Consider the following 22235-nt stretch of genomic DNA (forward strand, 5'->3'; position numbering starts at 1 on the left):
TTACAGTTCGCGTCCTATGGCCGCTGCGACTTTATGCAGATCATCCATCAAGACCATCAACTGCTGAGGACTCAGCGCCTGATCTGCATCACACCACGCTTCTTCCGGACAGGGGTGGGATTCCACCAGCAAGCCATCGGCCCCAGCGGCAATGGCGGCTTTGGAAAGTGCCGGAACCAGCCAGGACTTACCACCGGCATGGCTGGGATCGACGATCACCGGCAAATGGGTTTCCTTCTTGAGCACCGGAATAGCCGTGACATCCAGCACATTCCGGTAGGAAGTCTCGAAAGTGCGGATGCCCCGCTCGGCAAAAATGATTTTGTGATTACCATGGGCGGCAATATATTCCGCTGCCATCAACCATTCCTTGATCGTGGCGCTGAGGCCCCGCTTGAGGATAACCGGCACATCCAGACGCCCCACTTCCTTGAGCAGATCAAAATTCTGCATGTTGCGGGTACCAATCTGAATAATATCCACGCCTTTTTCCAGAAAAAGGTCGATTTTTCGGACATCCATCAATTCGGTAACAATGGGCAAGCCCACTGCGTCAGCAGCCGTCCGGAAATAGTCCAGACCCTCATCACCAACACCCTGAAAGGTATATGGACTGGTGCGCGGTTTAAAAGCACCACCGCGCATCAAACGGCATCCAGCGGCTTTTACGGCCTCTGCAGCACTGCGCATCTGTTCCGGCGTTTCTACGGAACAGGGGCCGGCAATAATCTGGATTTGTTTACCACCAAAGGGAATTCCCCGTACCTCAACTATGGTATCGGTGGACTTGAATTCACGACTGACCAACTTATAGGGTTTGAGAATGGGCATAACCTGTTCCACTGCGGGTAAGGATTCCAGCGCGCCTTCCGGCAACAAGCGTTCGTCGCCCAGCAGACCTACCACAGTTCGTTCCGAGCCTGTACTCACCATAGGCTGCAGGCCGAATTGACGAATTCGCTCCAGCAACTGCTCCATTTGCTCTGCGCTTACTTGTGGTTTGACAATGACGATCATGGGATTACAGGACCTCGCCCAGCATTTTCAGAAAACGTTGATTTTCCACCGGCAGGCCCACACTCACCCGCAGATGATCCGGCATGCCGTAGGGGCTGAGGGGGCGCACGATCACACCACGCTGTAACAACGCCGAATACACGCGCTGCCCTCCTCCCGGTACGGCGAAGGCGGTAAAATTGCCTGCAGGGGGCAGAATTGTCAATCCAAATTTATCCAACCCCTCCGCCAGAACCTGTCTTTCCTGACGATTATTGACGCGCGTTGCCTCCAGATGCCGGGTATCGAGCAAGGCAGCATGCGCGGCCACCTGCGCCAGGCTGTTGATATTGAAGGGTTGGCGCACACGTTCCAGCACGGCAATCAGGTCCGGATGCCCCATTCCATAACCACAGCGCAGGCCGGCCAAGCCATAAGCCTTGGAAAAAGTCCGGGTTACCAGCAAATTACTGAAACGTCCCAACCATTGGCGACCATCGGGATAATTTTCGTCGTCCATCAGTTCCAGGTAGGCCTCGTCGAGAACCACTAAGGCATGCGCCGGGACACTATCAATAAAGGTTTCCAGGGTCGCGCCGGACAATTGCGTCCCGGTTGGATTATTGGGGTTGGCGATAAATACCAGCCGCGTCTGCTCACTGAGTAAGGCTGCCATCGCATCCAGATCATGTCCGTAATTTCGGGCAGGCGCTGTCCGTACCGTCGCACCACTGGCCTGTGCAGCAATATCATAAGCAGCAAAAGCATATTGTGATACAATCACTTCCGTCCCTGGCCCGGCAAAAGTACGGACCGCCATTTCGATAACCTGATCCGAACCATTCCCAAAAATAAATTGCCGGGGGTCCAGGTCATGAATTTGCGCGAGGCGCGCGCGCAGTTCCGGAGCGCCACCTTCTGGATAAAGGGCCAGATCGGGCAATGCGTCACGTATTGCCGCCAGCGCCAAAGGACTGGGGCCCAGGGGATTTTCATTGGAAGCCAACTTGATGGCATCGCGTATGCCCAATTCACGTTCCAGTTCAGCCAGAGGCTTGCCAGGCTGATAGGGACGTAAATTCGCCACACCCGGAACTGCGTACTCCAGAAAATTCAGTGTCATTAAAAAACCGCCTTGGGATAACTGCCCAGACAACGATAAAAAGAAGACTGTGCCGCCAGAGCATCCAGTACCGGGGTCAAGTCGGAATCCTGACAATGTCCCAACATATCCAGATAAAAAACATATTCCCAGACCGCAGAACGAGCGGGACGGGATTCTATGCGGGTCAGACTGATATGCGCATCGGCGAGGGGTGACAAGAGCGCGTGGAGACTCCCCGGCCGATTAATGCCCGCCACCACCAGGCTGGTTTTATCCTGACCAGTAGGACGCGTGAGGATTTTTCCGATGACCAGAAAACGTGTGGTGTTTTCTGGATTATCTTCAATGCCTGCCTGCAAAATATTCAGGGCATAAGTTTCGGCAGCCACGGTGGTTGAAATGGCAGCACCTTGCGGATCCTGGACTGCCCGTTCTGCGGCTACTCCATTACTGGGGACATCCACCAACTCGACTTGGGGAAGATGCGTAGCCAGCCATTGTCGACACTGGGCGCGGGTCTGGTAATGCACATAAACCTTGCGGATTTGTTCCATGGGAATATTGGCCACCAGATTATGCACAATGCGTAACTGCACCTCCCCGCAAATTTGCAGGGGATAATCCAGTAACAAATCCAGAGTCAGGTTAACAGAACCTTCCGTGCTGTTTTCCACCGGAACCACGCCAAATTGTGCCTGCCCGCCATCGACCATCCGAAAAATTTCAGGAATACTGCCAGTCGGTTGAAAAGCAGCCGAACGGCCAAAATGTTTTTGCGCGGCCATCTGCGAGAAGGTACCTGCCGGCCCCAGATAAGCGACTTGCAAGGCTTCTTCCTGAGCCAGTCCTGCCGAAATGATCTCCCGATAAATGCTGGCCACCTGGGCATCTGTAAAAGGTCCGGGATTTTCCTGCATAATCCGTCGCAAGATTTCTGCCTCACGATCAGGATGATAAAAACGGCTTTCGCCCTCAGCCCGTTTGAGTTCCCCGACTGCGTGGGCCAGATGACCCCGCTCGCTCAGTAACGCCAAAATCTTGCCATCGACCTGATCAATGGCGGCACGCAATTCTACCAGGCTGCGCGAGGATGTTTTCAAAACCTACGCTCCTAGTTGTGCTTGCGGGCAAAGTCCCGCATGAAATCCACTAATGCCTGCACGCCGGTCTCGGGCATGGCGTTATATATGGATGCGCGCATCCCACCCAGCAGGCGATGGCCTTTGAGTTGGAGCAAATGCTGAAGTTCGGCTTCCTGGAGGAATGCCTTGTCCAGATTGGCGTTTCTCAGGGTAAAGGGCACATTCATCCAGGACCGGTTACGCTGTTCAATCGGATTGGCATAAAAACCCTCTGATCCGTCTATGGCCTGATACAGCAATTTCGCTTTGTGCGCATTGCGTTCAGCCATAGCTTGCAGGCCACCGGTTTTTTTCAGCCATTTGAATACCAAACCGGCCACATAAATAGCAAATGTGGGCGGGGTATTATGCATGGATCCTTCTTTGGCTTGCACGGCATAATCCAGCATGGTCGGCGTATTGGCCGGGGCATGTCCCAACAAGTCTTCACGCACAATGACCAGGGTCAAGCCAGCAGGACCAATATTTTTCTGGGCACCCGCATAAATCAGCCCAAACTGGCTGACATCCACGGGGCGAGATAAAATATGGGAAGATGCATCACTGACCAGCGGAATATCTCCCAGCTCCGGCACAAAATCAAATTCCACGCCACCGATGGTTTCATTGCCGGCAATATGCACATAAGCAGTGTCTTTGCTGACCTGCCATTCGGACTGGGGCGGCACCAGACGTGCCTGACGATCAGCATTACTCGCAGAAACTTCCACCTCAGCAAAACGCCGCGCCTCATTCAAGGCTTTTTCCGACCAGATACCCGTTTGCACATAGCTGGCTTTATGATGCCCGCGTAATAAATTGAGCGGAACCATGGCAAACTGGAGGGTGGCACCGCCTTGCAAAAACAGAACTTTGTAATTGTCTGGAATGTTCATGAGATCACGGAGATCTTGCTCGGCTTCCGCAATAATCTGCATGTAGTCCGCACCACGATGGCTCATTTCCATGACAGAAATGCCACGACCATGCCAATCCAGCATTTCCGCCTGCACTTGCTCCAGCACCGCAGGCGGCAACATGGCGGGACCCGCACCAAAATTATATACCGGCTGATTCATGATTTATTCCTGGGGCAGTTCGGACTGCTCCCCCTCCTCTTCATCCGTCTCTGCAATAAGTGCCAAACCGGCAAGCTGTTCGCCCTCGCCCAGGTTAATCAAACGCACCCCCTGGGCATTACGACCCGTGCGCCGGATGCTATCCACCGCAATTCGGATTAAGGTGCCGTGGTCGGAGACCAACATCAACTCGTCCCGCTCCGTCACTGCCAGAGCACCAACCACATTCCCGTTGCGTTCATTCGTCTGAATGGCGATGACCCCTTTACCCCCGCGATTGGTCCGGCGATATTCCTCGACCGTCGTGAGCTTGCCATAACCATTGGCTGTCGCTGTCAGTACGATCTGATTCGCATCGACCAGTTCCGCAGAAATCACCCGATCGTTTTCTGCCAGACTGATGCCCCGTACACCCCGGGTATTGCGTCCCATGGCCCGGACCTTTTCTTCCGGGAAACGGACCGCCATGCCGTGACGGGTAAAGAGCATGACTTCGCGTTGTCCATCGGAGAGGCAAACGCTTACCAGCCGATCTCCGTCATCGAGATTGATGGCGTTAATACCCTGACTACGCGGTCGGGAATAATCCATAACCGGGGTTTTTTTGACAACTCCATGTGCAGTTACCATGCACACAAATTGTCCTTCGGTGAAATCACGCACTGCTAACACTGCAGTAATACGTTCGGTGGGAGCCAGCGACAGCAGATTTACAATCGGCTTGCCCTTGGCACCGCGACCCGCCTGGGGTAACTGATAAATTTTCTGCCAAAAAACCTTGCCGAGGTTACTGAAAAACAGGCAGTAAGCATGGGTAGAAGCACAAAACATCCGCTCCACAAAGTCTTCTTCCTTGGTGGTCGTCGCCATTTTTCCTTTACCACCGCGACGCTGGGCATTAAATACGGTGACCGGTTGGGCTTTGATATAACCGGCATGGGTGAAAGTCACCACCATTTCTTCTTCGGCAATGAGATCTTCATTGGAAATATCGCCGGTATCAGCCACAATTTCACTGCGTCGGACATCCCCATACTGATCAAGAATGGCCACCAGTTCTTCGCGAATGACTTCCATCAAACGCCGATGCGACCCGAGAATCTCCAGTAATTCCTTAATGCGATCCAGCAAGCCCAGGTACTCATCACGGATTTTATCCTGCTCCAGACCAGTCAGCCGATGTAAACGCAAGTCGAGAATTGCCTGCGCCTGGGTTTCAGAAAGGTGATAACCATCAGCCTGCATCCCGTCAGAGGGTTCGCCACGCTCGGCAAGCAGGGCAGCCACCATCCCCGGTTCCCAGACCCGCGCCAGCATTTTGGCCTTGGCCTCGGCTGGATTGGCCGCTGCACGAATCAGACTGATGAGCGGATCGATGTTCACCAGAGCCACTGCCAAACCTTCCAGAATATGAGCACGATCACGCGCTTTTTTCAGTTCAAAAATGGTGCGGCGGGTAACGACTTCCCGACGATGCTGAATGAAAGCATCGAGCAGCTCACGTAAACCCAAAGTCCGGGGCGCACCATCAAGCAAAGCCACCATGTTGATATTGAAAACACTTTGCATGGCCGTATGCTGGAACAGATTATTGAGCACCACATCTGCATTGGCATCGCGCTTCAGCTCAATGGCAATGCGCATCCCTGACTTATCCGACTCATCGCGCAGGTCACTGATGCCTTCCAGGCGTTTTTCCTTGACCATTTCAGCAATGCGTTCAATCAGGCGAGCCTTATTCACCTGATAGGGCAATTCCGTAACAATAATACTCTGCCGATTGGTTTTTTTGTCCGTTTCAAATTCGGTACGCGCACGCATGACCACGCGGCCCCGCCCACTGCGATACGCTTCGATACTGCCAGCCCGGCCAAGAATGTAGCCGGCCGTCGGGAAATCGGGTGCAGGCACCAGATCGAACAAATCTTCATCAGATGTCTGCGGGTCATCTACCAAGGCCAGACAGGCATTGATGATTTCGGTCAGGTTATGAGGGGGGATGTTGGTGGCCATACCCACTGCAATACCCGCCGAACCGTTGATGAGCAGATTTGGGATACGTGCTGGCATGACCAGCGGTTCCCATTCTTTCTCGTCGTAGTTGGGGCCAAAATCGACCGTTTCTTTTTCCAGATCGGCGAGCATTTCGTGGGCAATGCGCGACATGCGCACCTCGGTATAACGCATGGCCGCCGGACTATCACCATCCACCGAACCAAAGTTACCCTGGCCGTCAATGAGTGGATAGCGCATGGAAAAATCCTGGGCCATACGCACCATGGTGTCATAAACGGCAGTATCTCCATGCGGATGATATTTACCAATGACATCACCCACCACGCGGGCAGATTTCTTGTAGGGCTTGTTCCAGTCGTTATTCATCTCGTGCATGGCAAAAAGCACCCGTCGATGTACCGGTTTCAGGCCATCACGGGCATCCGGAAGCGCCCGTCCGACGATCACACTCATGGCGTAATCGAGGTAGGACTGGCGCATTTCCTTTTCGAGACTGACGGGAATGGTTTCTTTGGCGAACTCTATCATCTGGAGACGGGATATCCTTGATTATTTTAACGCGGCATTATGCCACAACAGGACGCTTTCTGCATGCTTCAGCCACGCTGATTGGCAAGACTGTGCAGATAGTCCGGCCGAGCCACCCCTTTTTCAGTAATAATCGCCGTTATAAGGGCAGCGGGTGTGACATCAAAAGCCGGATTCCGCACTTTAACACCCGCCGGAGCCACATCATGCCCCGCACACTGCCGGACTTCGCTGTCCGGGCGCTCTTCAATAATGATCCCTTCTCCGGCGGGCATGGCGAAATCTACCGTACTTAAGGGTGCGGCCACATAAAAGGGGATCTGATGATATTGTGCCAATACCGCGAGACTATATGTTCCGATTTTATTGGCTGTATCCCCATTGGCGGCAATCCGGTCAGCGCCTACAATCACGGCCTGAATAAGCCCCTGCTGCATGAGATAGGCCGCTGCACTATCCGCATTCAGGTAAAAGGGAATGCCGTCCTTCTGGAGTTCCCAGGCGGTCAGACGCGCACCCTGCAACCAGGGCCGGGTTTCGTCAGCATACACCTGCAATTGTTTTCCGGCAGAAATGCCCGCCCGGATGACGCCCAGCGCAGTACCGTAGCCCCCCGTGGCCAGACTCCCGGTATTGCAGTGCGTGAGGATGCCCCCTTGCTCGGGTAACAAGGCGGCACCATGACGGCCCATCTGTTGATTATCAGCGATGTCCTGTTCCAGCAGGTCATGGGCGGCCTGCAGCAATAATGTCGCAGCCCGGTCGGCAGCACTTTCGCCTTGCGCCAGCGTTAATTGACGATCTGTTGCCCAGGCCAGATTGACGGCTGTGGGTCGCGCCGCCTTGATTTCCGCTGCCGCCCCTGCCAGACGCTGCTGCCAATCAGAAAATTGCTGCATTTCCTGCACAGCCAATGCCATGGCATAAGCCGCAGTCACGCCTATAGCCGGCGCCCCGCGTACCACCATTTGGGTAATGGCCACAGCCACCTCGCGATAGTCCCCCAGCTGCAACCAGATTTCCTGTTGTGGTAACAAGCGTTGATCGAGCAGACAAAGCTGATGATCTTCCCAACGAATGGCACGAATATTATCGACTATGGGCACAGAGAATCTCCTGAGTGGCGGACTTCGGGCGCGCCGGATAAAATACACGGCGCACTCAATATACGGATCAACGAAATATCTGTAAAATGCGGGACCTTACCCGCCCCCGAAATGCCGGGGCAACTTTCCTTTTCCTATAGGTTTTGATCATGTCTGCCACCCACCATTACCCTGTTCTGCGCCTGCGCCCCAAAGAAGACCGCCGTTTACGTGCCGGTCACCTCTGGATTTACAGCAACGAAATTGACGTCGCCCAAACACCCCTGCATGCCATCATCCCCGGTAGTGTCTGCAGAGTAGAAGATGCCCAAGGGAAAGCCATCGGCCTGGCGCATATCAACCCGCACACCCTCCTCTGTGGACGCCTGCTCAGCCGCGATCCTCATCTCCTGATTAATCAGGAGTTTTACCAGGAGCGGCTGCAACAGGCGTTGCGCATGCGTGAAAAATTGTTTTCCGCACCTTTTTACCGTTTGGTGCATGGCGAGGGAGATGGCCTGCCCGGCCTGATTATTGATCGCTACGAAGACACACTGGTCCTGCAGCCTGGCAGTCTGGGCATGGATCGGGACATCGCCCTGATTGCCAACGCCCTGCAAGCACTTTTACACCCCACGGGCATCTTATTGAAAGCTGGCGGCGCAGCGCGGCGTCTGGAAGGTTTGGAAGATCGGGTAGAGGTTCTATTCGGACAGGTTCCGGAGCGCCTGCAGATTTGGGAGAATGATTGCTTATTTGAGATGGACCCGCGCGGCGGTCAAAAAACCGGATGGTTTTACGACCATCGCGCCAATCGTCGCCGCCTGCTGAACTATGCCCCCGGTAGACGCGTTCTGGATTGCTTTGCCTATCTCGGCGCTTTCAGTATTCCTTTGGCCAAGGCCGGGGCGCTTGAAGTCACCGCAGTAGACAGCTCAGCGCCCGCTCTGGCCTTGCTGGAAGAAAATGCCCGGCGCAATGCCGTAGCACCTATTCGCATTATGCACGATGATGCCATGGAAACTTTAGCTCGACTTCGGGACCGTGGTGAGCAGTTTGATCTGATCGTCCTCGACCCTCCGGCATTGATCAAATCCAAAAAGGATTTCAAGGAAGGCAGCATTGCCTACCGGCGCTTCAATGATCTGGCCATGCGCCTACTCGCGCCTGGCGGTATTTTGTTCACGGCCTCGTGCTCCCATCATCTCAACCGCGAAACGCTGCTTGGCCAGATTGCCTTCGGAGCGCAAAGAGGCGATTACGCCATCATCGGCGAAGGAACCCAGGACATGGATCATCCCATCCACCCGGCTGTGCCCGAAAGCAGCTATTTGAAAGGTTTTTATGTACATCGACGCGAATTGATTGCGGACGAACCGGAGTAATCTTAACCATGGGGCGGGCATGGGGTGGATTCTTGTCGCGCTGCCCCATGACAGGTACAATCGCGCCCACGCCGTTGTAGCTCAGTCGGTAGAGCAACTGATTCGTAATCAGTAGGTCAGAGGTTCGATTCCCCTCAACGGCACCATATAAAACAGTCACTTAGCGCAACTTGCTGGGTGTTTTTTTGCGTCTAATTGACTTTTTGCCCAAATAATGCCCAAACCGTGCCCAGATTAGGCATCGGATAAGGGGGTAAAAATGGCTGCAATTCGACCACGAAAAGACCGTGACGGGGTCGTCATCGGGTATCAAGTTCAGGTCCAGCGCAAAGGGTATCCATCCCAGACTAAAACTTTTCGCAGCAAGGCCGACGCTCAGGCTTGGGCAACCATCGTTGAATCGGAAATGCAGCGTGGGGTCTGGCGGGACCGTTCCGAAAGTGAAAACACTACCTTAATGGAAGCCTTTGACCGTTATGCGGAAGAAATCATCCCGTCTAAGAAATCTGGCAACAGAGAGATGGGCTTTTTGCACCAATGGCAAACCCGACCCATTGCCAAGATGTTTCTGGCATCCATCCGAGGTAAAGATGTCGCTGCCGCCATGAGAAATATGGAATCCGAAGGCAAATCCCCCAATACTATTCGTCTACATTTGGTCCTGCTTTCACACCTGTTCACCATCGCCCGCAAGGAATGGGGTATGGAATCCCTCAATAATCCCGTGGAACTGGTCCGCAAACCCAAACTGCCAAGGGGTAGAGACCGCCGCTTGGTTGGCGATGAAGAAACCCGATTGCTGGATGCTTGCCAAACTATCAGTCCCGAACTGGCATCCATTGTGGGTATCGCCATTGAAACCGCTATGCGCCAAGGGGAAATTATGGGCATGACTTGGAATAAGGTGGATTTGAAGCGCCAGACCGTTACTTTGGAAGATACCAAGAATGGTGAAAAGCGCATCGTGCCGCTGACTACTAAAGCCACTCAGATATTACGTGACTTGCCACGTAATTTGGATGGTAAGGTATGGACCTACACCGATGATGGTATGCGAACAAGCTATAAAAGAGCCTGCAAACGTGCGGGCATCAAAGGTCTGACCTTCCATGACTTGCGCCACGAAGCTACCAGCCGTCTGTTTGAAAAAGGGCTTGCCCTCATGCAGGTTTCGGCCATCACCGGCCACAAGAACATGCAAATGCTGAAAAGGTACAATCACCTGAAACCGGAAGATTTGGTCAAGCTATTGAACGGTGGATAAGCCGCATGGCTATGAAAGCGGCACACCTATATTTCGGGTAAAATGTTTGGTGGGTGCTGTACAGGGTTAGGTGAACCGTTAATACGGTAAAAGTCATTCAAGTTTATTCTCAGAAGAGGATAGCCATGACGCTGGATGCAAGGACTATAGAGAAGCTTGCCAAGGTTGGGCTGACCGTGATGCGGCGTGATGCGCATGCACCTTCATCCACAGTACCGCTTTTCATTGCCAAGGTCGCCGCAGGCATGCCTTCACTAGCTGATGATTATGTGGAAAAGACACTGGATTTGAATGAATACTGCCTGCCCCATAGTGAGGCTTCCTTCTTTTTGAAGGTGTCCGGCAACTCAATGTCGGGCGCGGCTATTCATGATGCACATTATGATCCGGTTGATCGTAACTGGATTATGGCTGCCTATGATCCCACCGGAAAAGTCCTGGCTTATGGCAAAGTGGGCAGTTGCATTGCCTGTCATGTGCTGGTCCGCCACCAGGACCTGGTTTTTGCTCCGCCGCCGACGCAATTGTTGCCGATCACCACTTGGAAGGCGTTTTTCTCCAAGCAGGAAATGAATCCAGCTTACGTGGCACTGATTCAAAAAAATCCCGGAGCTGTCGTTCAGTAGCCTACCCATTAAGGAGGATATTCCCATGCAACGTTTTATTCTGGCCTTTCTGTTTGTGTCGCTTGGCTGCCTTTTCACCAATATCCAGACTGAAAAGCTCAATGATACTGCGACACTATCAGGCTTACATAATGCAAAGTCAGTGTTTTTGGTGAATATGCGTAACCCGGCGGCGGGTTGAATTTCCGCAGCTAGGCATCGAGCAGGTCGTCGAAGAAGAGCGAGCGGTTCTTGGTGCGGTCGGCGGGCGGTACCTCCAGATCAAAGCCGCGCCGCTGCTCGGCTTCCTCGCGGGACACAAGCGTCCAGCCGATGGCCTCGGCGTAGCCGAGGATGCGCGCCTGGACTGTTTTGTGTTCGCCCAGTTTCATGGATAGGGCCTCATAAATAGGGCTTCAGATTCAACGTGCGCTGGATTTTTTCGCGCACGCCATCAGGCACGCCGGCCTTTTCTGCAAACGACCCCCATTTCGATACCGTCGCCTGCACCTCGGCAACGATTTTCGCAGCGCGCCCCCGTTTCATCGAAGCGGTCTTTGCGCAGGCGTTGAAGTCCTCCAGCGTGAAATGGTCGCGTTTTCCATTCATCGTCATCTGATGGCTTGCCGTCCACGCACCCGCAGGATTAAAGCTGTAGGTCATATCAAAGGCCGGCGACAGCGACCACTCACCGGCCTTGTTCATCAGGAAGGCAATATTCTTCACGTGGTCATCCTGATTGCGGGCCACGATGTTGAATAGCATGCGCCGAAACAGTTGCTCGATGGCCTGCATCGGCAACTGCAGTTGCCGCATCACCAACAACGCCTGCTCGTAGCTGTAGGCACCCGCCATATTGAAATCGTAGTGCGCCAAGGCACAGAGCGACTGCATGTGAAGTTTCTCGCCGGCAGCCAAACGATCAAAGCGACGCGTCATGAAATGCGACCGGCCATTCTCCTTGAACAGCCGGCATTCACTGATATCGATGCCGCATTCAAGCGCCATCAGGTAATACGCATACTCAATCACCCCGTAGCCTTGCGGGTCTTCCAGTTCCTTGTCCTTGTTGCCACTGACACCATCAAATTTCAGCAGCCAGTATTCAAATCCCTTGCCGGCCTTGACCTGGCCCGAGCGCACTTCATTGGTTTTCGGGTTCCATGCGATGACCGCCTTCGCCCTCGCGCCACCGGCGGATGTGCCCACGCACAGAATATCCCTCAGCGTATCTCCCCTGTCTGTAGCCGCAAAAGACGCCTGCAGATTGTTCCGGTGGGTCAACACCTCCGATGCCAGATCAACCAGCTGACTGACTTCAATGTGTGTTGTCTGCTTTGCTCTGGGGCCGGTGACGGGAGCAAATTCCAGCGCACCCATGCCGCGTTCACCGGTATAGCAAAGCCGCTCAACCGCGTTGAAGGAATTCGGTTGCCGCCCCTGCGATGCCAGCCAGGCATCAATCAGCGCGTTGCCGAATTTATCCGGCAGCGAGTCGGCCAGCAGGCCGGGTAGCCCGAAAAAAGTTGGGCGTGCAAGCTCGGGGAAGCGGTACACGCGCCGGGAAAGCGGCATCACCATCGGCGCGACCTGAATGCCGCTCTGCGCGAATGCCGCATCGTATTCAAAGCTGGCGACTTCCTGCCCATCCTGCAGCGAGACCGCGCCGATGGTCTTACCCCACAGCCTGACTTCGGCAAGCGTGCTCACGGCTTCTCATCCCAGCGCCATGGTTTGCCGGTCGCCTTTGCGGCACGTTGGCCCGACGCCCGTTGCCGGACCTTGCCCTTGCGCTTCAACAAATCCATCGGTCTGGGCCCGGACTCCGGTATCAGGCTATCCAGCCCGGATGCGGCATCCAGCACCCGCAGCACACGAACCAGAGTGGCCAACTGTGAGGTTTGCCCAGCCTCCATGCGCTCGAGGGTGCGCTTGGCGATACCCGCCTGTTCAGCCACCGCTGCCTGGGTCAACTGCAATTCAACCCGACGGCTGGCAATCCGTGCGCCCAGTTCGGCCAGCACGGCATCATCGGTGTGTAGACCAGTGATTTTCATAGTCGTAATATATTGCGAATATTCCGGTTGAACCGCTGTATATCGTCAGTCGTTGCGATATATATAGATCAATAAACTACTTTAGTCAATTCGCAATAAATAGCGAGATAGTGATTTTATTAGTTCTTAGTCGCAACATATGGGGCGGTAAATACCTGATGCTGACAGATGGCAAACGAATGACGCTGATTAACAATTACGCTGCAAACTCAATTAGGCAAAGAAAAAGGGTTTAGACCTAAGTCTAAACCCTTGATTTTATTGGTGCGCTCGGAGAGAGTCGAACTCCCGACCTACTGGTTCGTAGCCAGTTGCTCTATCCAGCTGAGCTACGAGCGCAACGAGGGCGTAATATAGCGACTGCACTGGCCGGGGTCAATATGTTGCGCCAGCAGCCGCCACAAATGCTCAGGGATTTCCCGAATTGTCTCCAGATGCCCCTCCGGCTTTTTCTTTGGCCATTTCCGCCTTCAGACGGGCGAGATCATCATCGATGCCGCTACTGGCGCGCACTTTATCCAGTTCCTTATCGGTTTGACTGCGGGTATCGAGGGGATCACTGAGGACACCCGACTCAATCAGGCCATCCATGGCAGTCGCCTTGGACTCCATTTGGGCGGTGCGGTCCTGGGCGCGACGCATGGCTTCACCGGCGTCATCCATACCCTTGCCGATACCACTTAATGATTCTCCAGCCTGGACCTCAGCCTTGGCCGCCATCATTTCGCTTTTGGTCACTTCTTTCTGGGTACGGAACTGTTCGATATGATCCTGCAATTTCTGCTCATAATCCTGCAGTTTCTGAGACTGAGCCGCTACTGCATCATGCGCATCCTTGAGGCTGGCCAGTTTTTGCAATTCGGACTGCTTTTCGGCCAATTCGGCACGGGCCAGGTCTTCACGGTTGGCACCCAGAGCCATCTTGGCATCTGCATCGGCCTTGTCAGCGGCTTTTTGAGCTTGTGCCATCTGACTTTCCAGCGAGACTTTTTCGGTGACCACATCGGCCAAGTGGCGCTTGGTTTCCTGCAGGTTAGTGATCATTTTTTCATACGATAAATCCAGAGTTTCAGCAGGATCTTCCGCATTATTCAGAAAATGATTGACCTTGCCCTGCAATATTTCTGAGGCATGCTTAAATAATGACATTGAATATTCTCCTTGCGAATGACTCGCGCTTTAATCGTTGACCGGAATAACCAGTTGCGGGCTCAGGCCATCAACCAGAGCATCGGCATTTTCCATGGCTTTCACGGCGGTACCGACGGCAAAAAATTCGATAATATGGGGTTTCCAGTTGTGACTGCCTTCATGAAGCTGAACACCGGTAATGCCGTCCGCCTGGGCTTCCTGCGCTTCATGTTGCATACGTTCCATGGCGAGTTCCCGGGCGTCATACATGGCTTGGGTAAATTGTTCCATTTCCGTATTGCGACCCACATTTCCCATAGATTTCAGCAGCCCTTGATGCGCCACATGATACACACAGGAACCCATGACCATTTCCATGGGGCGGTAACCCGCCTGCAACAACATCCAGAAGTCCTGACCACTCAGATCACTGGTAAAGGGCTTGCCGCCCACCCCCTTAAAGCCTGACGCACCACTGCGGTGGGCGATGGCCGTACCAATCGCCATAAATTCGAGAATGTCCTGATCCCATTCCATACGCTTCACTTCCAGACGCACACCCACAATACCGTCGGCCTGCAGTAAAATGGATTCTTGCTCCATACGACTGATAGCCAGCTCTCGGGCCTGATACATGGCCTGGGAGAGCACATCCATTTCCATGTTTTGATTCCAGTTTCCATACTGGATACCCATGTGATAAATACACGAGCCAACCACCAGGCCCAAGGGCTCAAAATTGGCCTTGCGGACCATCACAAATTCGTTGACAGACAAATCTGAAGTAAATATACCTTCGTGACTGCCCTGCGAACGCAGTCCTTTCAGACGTTCTACAGCATGGGGAGCGAGATGTTCTGTACTATCGGTCATATCAAATCCTTTTTGGAGTCAGTAGCACTGGTCAGTGGGTGATCAGCCAGTGATATCATGGCAAGCAGTTCGTGTTGCGGTGGGTTTTTTGGCAGATAACTGATGGCGGTACCAATACTGATGTGGCGACAAAGAAAACGTTCGGGGTTGTCCTGATCGGCGGGTACCCGAAACATTTGGGTATAACTGGTGTGTCCAAGCACTCCAGCGGCCATCTTGCGGCCATCTTCGCGCAAATCATAAAGCGCCCGACGCCGGACATTTTCCTGAAAAGTAGAAAGGTCGGTAATTTCCATGTTCCAGTAACGTGCCGCAAAAGGTGCCTGCTGGGAAGCCTGATCAGCGACAGTACCCATCCAGGGCATGTACCAGTCAAAATTGGCTCCAATGGCAATACCCACAGGAACCACACCATCTTCCAGTAAACGGACAAATTCCAGGGCCGACACCGTGGCAATAACGGGCACAGCAGCAGGGGGAATTCCGGTTAGCAGGATAGCGGTGCCGGTCACCCCATAATCCATATCCTCGCCTTCTCCATGCCGCACTTTCATACGCACATCGACAATGGCATTTGCTCCCAGAGCGATGGCTTCCAGGCGCATACGTTCTACTGCCGTGTGCCAGCCATCGTAGTGTCCCTGGGTCCAGGAATAGCCAAAGTGATACCAACAGTTTCCGGTTACCATTCCGATGGGCTGAACCCCGTGACTACGCTGCAAAAGAAGTTCTGCGGCAGTGGCCGTACTGATCCAGGGAAGATGACCCTGACTGGTCGCAAACATGCGATTTTGGACAAAATTGGGCAGGCGGCGTTGCTGCAAGGCCTGTTCCCATTCAGAATAACGCTGCATTTCCTCAGGGGTTTGTGAACGGACGCCCTGACTCACGTTATGACTTAGATTATCGGCCGCGCGCTGGGCATCCTGGGCGACTTCCTCAATTCCGTGTTTAATCTTGTCCCAAATGGACATAGTACCTCCTTGCCGTTACCCCATGAGAAAATCGTGCAATGTATTGCTGGCTCCCTGCATTTCCCCAGACAAATCACCGAGGTCTTTCACCAGGCTTTCCAGCCAGGTGGCGAGTGGTAAATCCTCGTGTTTTAGCACCACACCCCGGACGGTTTTGGCGCGAACCGTGCTGATATGCGCACCCTCATGAGTCAGTAAATAATCGTTATTGTTGGTGTGAACAGTAATGGCATGGACATGGCTGGTTTTGGCAAAAAAACCGTCTTTTTTTCTTTCTACTTCAACCAGGCCGGGCATATCTCCCTCCAGCCTTGCCGCCAATCCTTCAACAAAAGCCTTCATGTCACCTTGCGCGCGCCTGATCCAGGCGGTACTTTGGTCAAAATCTGTGCTCATAGAGGGCCTCCCACCCTTTTATCGGTCACATTTGGTATTCAAAAATAACTACCCAAGTTCAGACCGCCAGCTTTGACTATAGTTCTGTTTTTCTTTAGGCGCGTATTTTTTCTATGGCAGACAATTCCGGAGATTGTTCGTGCAGGCGCTGCAATTCCGCAAATTGTCGGTAAGTGGGGCAACTTTTCAGCAGCGCTTCATGACTGCCAATAGCAATGAGTCGGCCCTGATCAAGCACGGCAATGCGCGCGGCATGAACAATAGTGGCCAAACGATGCGCCGCCACCAGGGTGGTCCGCTGGGCAGTCAAATTAGCCAGTGCTTCCTGAATGAGCCGCTCATTTTCTGCATCCAGGGCGCTGGTGGCCTCATCCAGAATCAGCACACGAGGGTTTCTTAGAATGGCTCGGGCAATGGCAATGCGTTGGCGTTGTCCTCCGGATAAGGTTACGCCTTTTTCCCCAACATGGGTTTTCAGTTTGTCTTCCAGTCGGTCAGAAAATTCATCCACCCGAGCAGCCTGAACAGCAGCCAGTAAAGCTGCCTCATTGGCATCAGGACGCGCCATCAAAATGTTATCTGCAATACTCATGGAAAAAATGACAGGATGTTGAGGAACTACCGCCAGTTGCTGGCGCAAGCTACGCAAGGGCATGGCATCAATGGCCGTTCCATCCAGCAAGATTTGCCCTTCGCTGGGTTGATAATGGCGCATCAGCAGGGAAAATACGGTGCTTTTACCGGCCCCGGAAGCACCTACAAAAGCCACGGTTTCTCCAGGTTCAATATTCAGGGAAATATTTTCAATAGCGGGCACATCCGGCCGCGAAGGATACCGAAAGGCGACACGCTCCAGGGTTAATCGTGCCGGATTTCTGACAGAGAACTCAGAGGGTTCCGGAACCTTGCCGACTTCGCCTGGTAAAGCCGGGACACTGTGTTCTGGCCGTTCATCCAGAAGCGCCAGCAAGCGTTCGGTGGCACCCGCCAAACGCGACATGCTGCCCCATAACTCCCCCAACGAGGCTAAAGACGTGGCAGCCATCAGGGCATAAAGCAGAAATGCCGCCAGTACGCCCATGCCTACCTGTTTCTCAAGAACCGCCAGACCACCCAGATAAAGCATGGCACTGAGTGCCAGAAAAACCAGGCTTCCCGTCAGAAAGGTGGACCAGGATTGGACTTTAACCCGCGACCAGACTTGCCCCAGCAACAGATGAATATCCTGGCGATACCGGGTTTCGGTCTGGGGTTCGAGGGTAAGCGCCTGAATAACCCGAATGCCATTGATGGATTCTTCGGTGTGCGCACTGAGATCGGCGAGATAATCCTGTTCCTTGCGGCTGTATCCGCGCTGCAGGCGTCCTGAGCGGATATTGACAAACACCAGCAACGGCAACACCAATATTCCCGGGATCAGTAACTGAGGCATGGTTACCAGCATCAACACCAGCGCGCCGACCAGGGTGATTCCGCTTTGCAGACTGCGCCCGAGCACGCCCGTCAAACCAAAACGTAAAATGGTCACATCACTGCTCAGACGCGAAATGACTTCACCGGTCCGGAACGTTTCATAAAAAATGGCGGGAAGATGCAGAGCATGACTGAACACGGCACTGCGCAAATCGGCGACAACCCCCTGCCCCAGCCAGGTTGCCAGACCATCTCGCAGCCCGCGCATGGCGACCGTAAACATCCCTAATATGAACAGCGCAATGCTGATCCAAAGTAATGCCTTGTAACTGTGGAACCCCTTGTCGAGAATAAATCGTGCGCCTTGGGGCAAAACCAAGGAAGCAGCAGCGCTGAAGAGCATGGCCAGCAAATAGGCGAGCAGCAGCCCCAGCCGGGAGCGTAAAAAGGGCTTGAGTTTCCATAACACCCAGAGGTTTTTATTGGCCGGACGTTGCCAGGGATTTTGCGCCACTCAGTCACCTTGTCAGCGAATTTCAGGAATAACACAGCATACGCTTGCCCGACCGCTTTGGCTGCATTATCGCAATCCGTCAATTGACCAGCAGCAACCTTCAGCAGCAGAATGTGCCAAATTCCCTCACTTCCTGGAATAACCATGCAATCCCTTGATGCACTGAATCGCTACGCCATTCCCGAACACGTGTTTTTTCGTTTTGGTCCGGGGGGGCAGATTTTTGCGGACATTCGCAACAGCAGTGCCAGTGCCAGTGTTTTCCTGCAAGGGGCTCATCTGACGGCGTTTCAACCACGCTCCCAGTACGATCCACTCATCTGGCTTTCGGAAAAATCCCGCTTCGCCGTCGGCAAATCCATTCGCGGTGGCGTGCCGGTATGCTGGCCCTGGTTCGGTCCGCATCCCGACAATAGCCAGTTTCCAGCCCATGGTTTTGCCCGCACCCATTTGTGGACCGTTAGTGATTCAGCAAGCAGCAAGGACAGTACCCGGATTACCCTGACCCTCGAACCCACGGAAGAAACCCGGGCGCAGTGGCCTCATGAGACTCCGGTCAGCCTTGAAATTGTCGTTTCCGAAACTCTGGAAATGTCTCTGACTACCCATAACGCCGGAAACGAAACAATCACTCTGGGTGAAGCTTTCCATACCTATTTCCACGTGGGCGATATTCATTCGGTGCGACTGGAAGGTCTGGATGGTTGTGCGTATCTCGACAAAACCGCAGATTCCGCCCGAAAGCAGCAGGAAGGTGACATAACCTTCAACGCCGAGACCGACCGGATTTATCTCAATACCCAAAGTGATTGCATTATCCATGACCCGCGCATGTACCGCCGTATTCGTGTTCATAAGGAGCATGCCGATTCCACAGTAGTCTGGACGCCATGGGCCGAAAAAGCCGCTGCCATGGGCGATTACACGCCGGATGGCTGGCGGCAAATGCTCTGCGTGGAATCCGCCAATGCCGCCGAAAATGTGCTGCAACTGCAACCGGGTGAGAAGCACAGCATGATGGTGCGTTACAGTGCTGAACCTCTTTAATATTTTTCTCTCCTGAAGGGCGCAGGATTTCACCAAGAACAACAACGGCTCAGGCCAAAAGTCACGGCAAAGCTTCTGCGGCAACAGCCACATCTATCACGCTGAACCAGGCACCCACGGACGCAGCCACTTCAAACGTAAACTGTTACTGAGCACAAATACCGACGACATTCCCATAGCCAGTCCCGCCAGCATGGGATTCAGCTGAAACCCCCAGGGAATCAGCACGCCCGCAGCCACCGGAATCAGCAGGATATTGTAGAAAAACGCCCAGAATAAATTACCGCGAATAGTCGCCATGGTTTTGCGCGCTGCCTGCACAGCCGTCACTAATGCACTGAGATCCCCATGGGTTAAGGTCAGATCAGCCGTCTCCATGGCAATGTCAGTGCCCGAAGCCAAGGCCAGACCCACATCGGCCTGAGCCAGAGCCGGAGCATCATTGATGCCATCGCCCACAAAGGCGACTTTGCCGCCCTGGTTTTGTAACTGCTTGACGATATTCGCCTTGTCCTGAGGCAACACCTCTCCATAAAACTCTTCTATGCCAAGATGTTCGGCAAGATGTCGCGCTGCGCTCTGACTGTCACCCGTAATCATGGCTACCCGCATACCCATGGACTGCAGTTGCCGGACGACCGCGAATGATTCGGGTCTTACGCTGTCCTGAATGGCGATTTTCCCCAGTAGATGTCCATTCCCGGCAATATACACCCAGCTTTGAGCCATCTGCGGCTCCGTCCAACGGGTAGCGCCCTGCTCTACTCCGTTCTCCTGCAACCAGGCCGCCGTACCGACCAGAATTTTCTGTCCGGCTACAACACCCTCAACACCCCGGCCGGGAACGGCCTGAAAATCCGTCACCGAAGACAGGGAAATCTCCCGTTCACGGGCAGCCTGCACAATAGCCCGCGCCAAAGGATGTTCAGAAGCCGCTTCCAGCGACGCAGCCAAGCTCAGAACCTGGCGGACATCCTCTGCGACAATTTCACACACGGCTGGTGTACCCCGCGTCAAAGTGCCGGTTTTGTCCAGACAAACCGTTTTCACCTGCGCCAGCGTTTCCAGCGCCAGTCCTTTGCGAAAAAGCACACCCAACTCTGCAGCACGTCCGGTGCCAACCATGACCGCCGCCGGGGTAGCAAGCCCCATGGCACAGGGACAGGCGACCACCAGTACCGCCACAGCGGACAACAGCGCCACAGTAATGGCCGGGCTTGGTCCCAACCACAGCCAGACTATGAAACTCAGCAGCGCAATGCCAATGACCAAAGGCGTAAATACGCGAACTACCCGGTCAGCAAGCCCCTGGATGGGCAGTTTTCCGGCCTGAGCCTGCTCAACCATCTGAATAATATGGGCAATGACCGTATTTTGCCCCACCGCAGTCGCTTCGATAATCAGCCTGCCGTTACCGTTGACCGTAGCGCCGACTACGGCGTCACCTACTTTTTTGTGCTCAGGCAGCGCTTCACCGGTCAGCATGGCTGCATCTATGTAGGATTCTCCTTCCAAAACGATGCCGTCCACGGGCAGACGTTCTCCGGGCCTGACCAGGAGATGATCTCCGGTGTGGATGCGGTTCAGTGGCACCCGCTGTTCCTGCCCATCCTTGAGCAGGGTTGCGTCCTTGGCTTGCAGATCAACCAGATGCCGAATCGCCTGCGAGGCTCGGCCTTTGGCCAGCTCTTCCAGATACTTGCCGAGCAGAATGGCGGCGATGACTACAGCCGCCGAATCAAAATAAACATGCAACCCGACCTGTTTGAAAAGCTCCGGGAAAATCAGCACGATCATGCTGAATAGCCAGGCGGCTCCTGTACCGGTAGCCACCAGAGAATTCATGTCCGGAGACAAATGGCGGTAGGCAATCAGACCCGGCCGAAAAAAACGCCGCCCCGGACCGGCCAGTACCAGCGTTGCCAGTACGGCCTGAACCCAGTCCCAAAAATGCACAAAGGGTGCATCTTCTTGCAGCCATCGTCCCCATGCCGGGAAAAGCAGGGGGCCCATGGACAAGCACAAAATAGGTACAGCCAAAATAGCCGCCGTCAGCAAATCTTTTCGCATCAACCGCAGTTGGGAGATTTTACGATCTTCACCCCGGGCATCAGCACGGACCGCCCGCGCTTCATAACCGGCGTTAACAACTGCTGCAATCAATTGATCCTGATTGGTACTGTCCGGAAAATATTCGACCATGGCCCGTTCCGTGGCCAGATTGACGCTGGCTGACAGGACGCCGGGCACCTTACCCAGAGCGCGCTCCACGCGACTGCTGCAGGAAGCACAAGTCATCCCGCCAACCTCCAGCTCAGATTGGGCCACGACGGGTTGATAGCCTATATCAGCAATCGCAGCACCCAGCGTTTCCAGACTGGTCTGGGTCGGGTCGAATTCAACGGTTGCCCGCTCAGTACTCAGATTCACGGTGGCCTGCACCCCCGGCAAGCGATTCAGGGTGCGTTCTACCCGACTACTGCAGGAAGCACAGGTCATCCCTGCCACCCCGATCTCCAGATTTTTCATAACGCTCCCTTTTCTGCCCGCTGCCCATTGCTATTTGAAAATTGCAATCTGCAGCATATCCTTGTAGCCATTTGTAATGTCAATCCACCACCACGGGAAACCGGCGATCTTTTTGCC

20 protein-coding genes and 2 tRNA genes are annotated in these 22235 nt (G+C 54.0%); 6 read left to right on the forward strand and 16 right to left on the reverse strand.

Annotation, left to right across the window (positions count from 1 at the left end):
• The 6 genes from aroF to mtnA form a co-directional block, all read right to left on the reverse strand.
• A complete protein-coding gene (gene aroF, locus HJG40_RS08690; RefSeq protein WP_215863819.1) occupies positions 1-1017 on the reverse strand; it encodes a 3-deoxy-7-phosphoheptulonate synthase in 1017 nt (338 codons plus the stop codon).
• Positions 1018-1021: 4 nt separating this feature from the next.
• The gene (gene hisC / locus HJG40_RS08695) at positions 1022-2119 is read right to left on the reverse strand and encodes a histidinol-phosphate transaminase (protein WP_215863820.1); all 1098 of its coding nucleotides are present in this window, start codon (positions 2117-2119) and stop codon (positions 1022-1024) included.
• On the reverse strand, positions 2119-3201 hold the full coding sequence (gene pheA, locus HJG40_RS08700) for a prephenate dehydratase (protein WP_215863821.1): 1083 nt from the start codon (positions 3199-3201) through the stop codon (positions 2119-2121). The genes hisC and pheA overlap by 1 nt, the downstream gene beginning before the upstream one ends.
• Positions 3202-3212: 11 nt before the next feature.
• A complete protein-coding gene (gene serC / locus HJG40_RS08705; protein ID WP_215863822.1) occupies positions 3213-4301 on the reverse strand; it encodes a 3-phosphoserine/phosphohydroxythreonine transaminase in 1089 nt (362 codons plus the stop codon).
• A 3-nt stretch (positions 4302-4304) separates the two neighbouring features.
• Entirely contained in the window at positions 4305-6845 is a 2541-nt protein-coding gene (gyrA, locus tag HJG40_RS08710; protein WP_215863823.1) for a DNA gyrase subunit A, read from the reverse strand.
• A gap of 68 nt (positions 6846-6913) precedes the next feature.
• Positions 6914-7951 carry an S-methyl-5-thioribose-1-phosphate isomerase gene (mtnA, locus tag HJG40_RS08715; protein ID WP_215863824.1) on the reverse strand — a complete coding sequence of 346 codons (1038 nt, stop codon included), beginning with the start codon at positions 7949-7951 and terminating at the stop codon, positions 6914-6916.
• Positions 7952-8100: 149 nt separating this feature from the next.
• On the opposite strand from mtnA, the gene HJG40_RS08720 reads away from it, so the two are divergent.
• From HJG40_RS08720 to HJG40_RS08740, 5 genes are all read left to right on the forward strand, one after another.
• Complete coding sequence (locus tag HJG40_RS08720; RefSeq protein ID WP_215863825.1) at positions 8101-9315, forward strand: class I SAM-dependent rRNA methyltransferase; 1215 nt, start codon at positions 8101-8103, stop codon at positions 9313-9315.
• A 70-nt stretch (positions 9316-9385) separates the two neighbouring features.
• Positions 9386-9461 (forward strand) — tRNA-Thr (locus HJG40_RS08725).
• A 113-nt stretch (positions 9462-9574) separates the two neighbouring features.
• Positions 9575-10579 (forward strand): site-specific integrase, encoded by a 1005-nt coding sequence (locus tag HJG40_RS08730; RefSeq protein WP_215863826.1) that lies wholly within the window; start codon positions 9575-9577, stop codon positions 10577-10579.
• Between the two features lie 125 nt (positions 10580-10704).
• Positions 10705-11205 (forward strand): S24 family peptidase, encoded by a 501-nt coding sequence (locus HJG40_RS15095; RefSeq protein WP_226857328.1) that lies wholly within the window; start codon positions 10705-10707, stop codon positions 11203-11205.
• A 25-nt stretch (positions 11206-11230) separates the two neighbouring features.
• Positions 11231-11386: a hypothetical protein gene (locus tag HJG40_RS08740; RefSeq protein WP_215863845.1), complete on the forward strand. Its 156-nt coding sequence runs from the start codon at positions 11231-11233 to the stop codon at positions 11384-11386.
• A 10-nt stretch (positions 11387-11396) separates the two neighbouring features.
• On the opposite strand, the gene HJG40_RS08745 is transcribed toward HJG40_RS08740, so the two are convergent.
• From HJG40_RS08745 to HJG40_RS08785, 9 genes are all read right to left on the reverse strand, one after another.
• Positions 11397-11576, reverse strand: coding sequence for a hypothetical protein (locus HJG40_RS08745; RefSeq protein WP_215863846.1), 180 nt, complete (start codon positions 11574-11576; stop codon positions 11397-11399).
• A 10-nt stretch (positions 11577-11586) separates the two neighbouring features.
• Positions 11587-12894, reverse strand: coding sequence for a type II toxin-antitoxin system HipA family toxin (locus HJG40_RS08750; protein ID WP_215863827.1), 1308 nt, complete (start codon positions 12892-12894; stop codon positions 11587-11589).
• Complete coding sequence (locus HJG40_RS08755; RefSeq protein WP_215863828.1) at positions 12891-13241, reverse strand: helix-turn-helix domain-containing protein; 351 nt, start codon at positions 13239-13241, stop codon at positions 12891-12893. Before HJG40_RS08755 ends, HJG40_RS08750 begins: the two co-directional genes overlap by 4 nt.
• 262 nt (positions 13242-13503) lie before the next feature.
• A tRNA-Arg gene (locus HJG40_RS08760) sits at positions 13504-13580 on the reverse strand.
• 69 nt (positions 13581-13649) lie between these two features.
• Complete coding sequence (locus tag HJG40_RS08765) at positions 13650-14390, reverse strand: PspA/IM30 family protein (protein ID WP_215863829.1); 741 nt, start codon at positions 14388-14390, stop codon at positions 13650-13652.
• A 30-nt stretch (positions 14391-14420) separates the two neighbouring features.
• Positions 14421-15245 carry a heavy metal-binding domain-containing protein gene (locus HJG40_RS08770; protein ID WP_010637973.1) on the reverse strand — a complete coding sequence of 275 codons (825 nt, stop codon included), beginning with the start codon at positions 15243-15245 and terminating at the stop codon, positions 14421-14423.
• A complete protein-coding gene (locus HJG40_RS08775; protein ID WP_215863830.1) occupies positions 15242-16219 on the reverse strand; it encodes a heavy metal-binding domain-containing protein in 978 nt (325 codons plus the stop codon). Before HJG40_RS08775 ends, HJG40_RS08770 begins: the two co-directional genes overlap by 4 nt.
• A gap of 15 nt (positions 16220-16234) precedes the next feature.
• Positions 16235-16615 carry a hypothetical protein gene (locus HJG40_RS08780; protein WP_031573815.1) on the reverse strand — a complete coding sequence of 127 codons (381 nt, stop codon included), beginning with the start codon at positions 16613-16615 and terminating at the stop codon, positions 16235-16237.
• A gap of 94 nt (positions 16616-16709) precedes the next feature.
• Positions 16710-18542 carry an ABC transporter ATP-binding protein gene (locus HJG40_RS08785; protein ID WP_215863831.1) on the reverse strand — a complete coding sequence of 611 codons (1833 nt, stop codon included), beginning with the start codon at positions 18540-18542 and terminating at the stop codon, positions 16710-16712.
• A 144-nt stretch (positions 18543-18686) separates the two neighbouring features.
• On the opposite strand from HJG40_RS08785, the gene HJG40_RS08790 reads away from it, so the two are divergent.
• Complete coding sequence (locus HJG40_RS08790) at positions 18687-19589, forward strand: D-hexose-6-phosphate mutarotase (protein ID WP_215863832.1); 903 nt, start codon at positions 18687-18689, stop codon at positions 19587-19589.
• A 96-nt stretch (positions 19590-19685) separates the two neighbouring features.
• Here HJG40_RS08790 and HJG40_RS08795 read toward each other — a convergent pair whose 3' ends face one another.
• Complete coding sequence (locus HJG40_RS08795; protein ID WP_215863833.1) at positions 19686-22118, reverse strand: heavy metal translocating P-type ATPase; 2433 nt, start codon at positions 22116-22118, stop codon at positions 19686-19688.
• Positions 22119-22235: the final 117 nt, after the last annotated feature.

The sequence above is a fragment of the Acidithiobacillus concretivorus genome, assembly GCF_018853445.1.
Lineage (GTDB): Bacteria > Pseudomonadota > Gammaproteobacteria > Acidithiobacillales > Acidithiobacillaceae > Acidithiobacillus > Acidithiobacillus concretivorus.

Coding starts and splice junctions, on each gene's coding strand:
- aroF (WP_215863819.1), bottom strand. CDS start 1,017: ATGATCGTCATTGTCAAACCACAAGTAAGCGCAGAGCAAATGGAGCAG.
- hisC (WP_215863820.1), bottom strand. CDS start 2,119: ATGACACTGAATTTTCTGGAGTACGCAGTTCCGGGTGTGGCGAATTTA.
- serC (WP_215863822.1), bottom strand. CDS start 4,301: ATGAATCAGCCGGTATATAATTTTGGTGCGGGTCCCGCCATGTTGCCG.
- gyrA (WP_215863823.1), bottom strand. CDS start 6,845: ATGATAGAGTTCGCCAAAGAAACCATTCCCGTCAGTCTCGAAAAGGAA.
- HJG40_RS08720 (WP_215863825.1), top strand. CDS start 8,101: ATGTCTGCCACCCACCATTACCCTGTTCTGCGCCTGCGCCCCAAAGAA.
- HJG40_RS08730 (WP_215863826.1), top strand. CDS start 9,575: ATGGCTGCAATTCGACCACGAAAAGACCGTGACGGGGTCGTCATCGGG.
- HJG40_RS15095 (WP_226857328.1), top strand. CDS start 10,705: ATGACGCTGGATGCAAGGACTATAGAGAAGCTTGCCAAGGTTGGGCTG.
- HJG40_RS08740 (WP_215863845.1), top strand. CDS start 11,231: ATGCAACGTTTTATTCTGGCCTTTCTGTTTGTGTCGCTTGGCTGCCTT.
- HJG40_RS08745 (WP_215863846.1), bottom strand. CDS start 11,576: ATGAAACTGGGCGAACACAAAACAGTCCAGGCGCGCATCCTCGGCTAC.
- HJG40_RS08755 (WP_215863828.1), bottom strand. CDS start 13,241: ATGAAAATCACTGGTCTACACACCGATGATGCCGTGCTGGCCGAACTG.
- HJG40_RS08765 (WP_215863829.1), bottom strand. CDS start 14,390: ATGTCATTATTTAAGCATGCCTCAGAAATATTGCAGGGCAAGGTCAAT.
- HJG40_RS08770 (WP_010637973.1), bottom strand. CDS start 15,245: ATGACCGATAGTACAGAACATCTCGCTCCCCATGCTGTAGAACGTCTG.
- HJG40_RS08775 (WP_215863830.1), bottom strand. CDS start 16,219: ATGTCCATTTGGGACAAGATTAAACACGGAATTGAGGAAGTCGCCCAG.
- HJG40_RS08780 (WP_031573815.1), bottom strand. CDS start 16,615: ATGAGCACAGATTTTGACCAAAGTACCGCCTGGATCAGGCGCGCGCAA.
- HJG40_RS08790 (WP_215863832.1), top strand. CDS start 18,687: ATGCAATCCCTTGATGCACTGAATCGCTACGCCATTCCCGAACACGTG.
- HJG40_RS08795 (WP_215863833.1), bottom strand. CDS start 22,118: ATGAAAAATCTGGAGATCGGGGTGGCAGGGATGACCTGTGCTTCCTGC.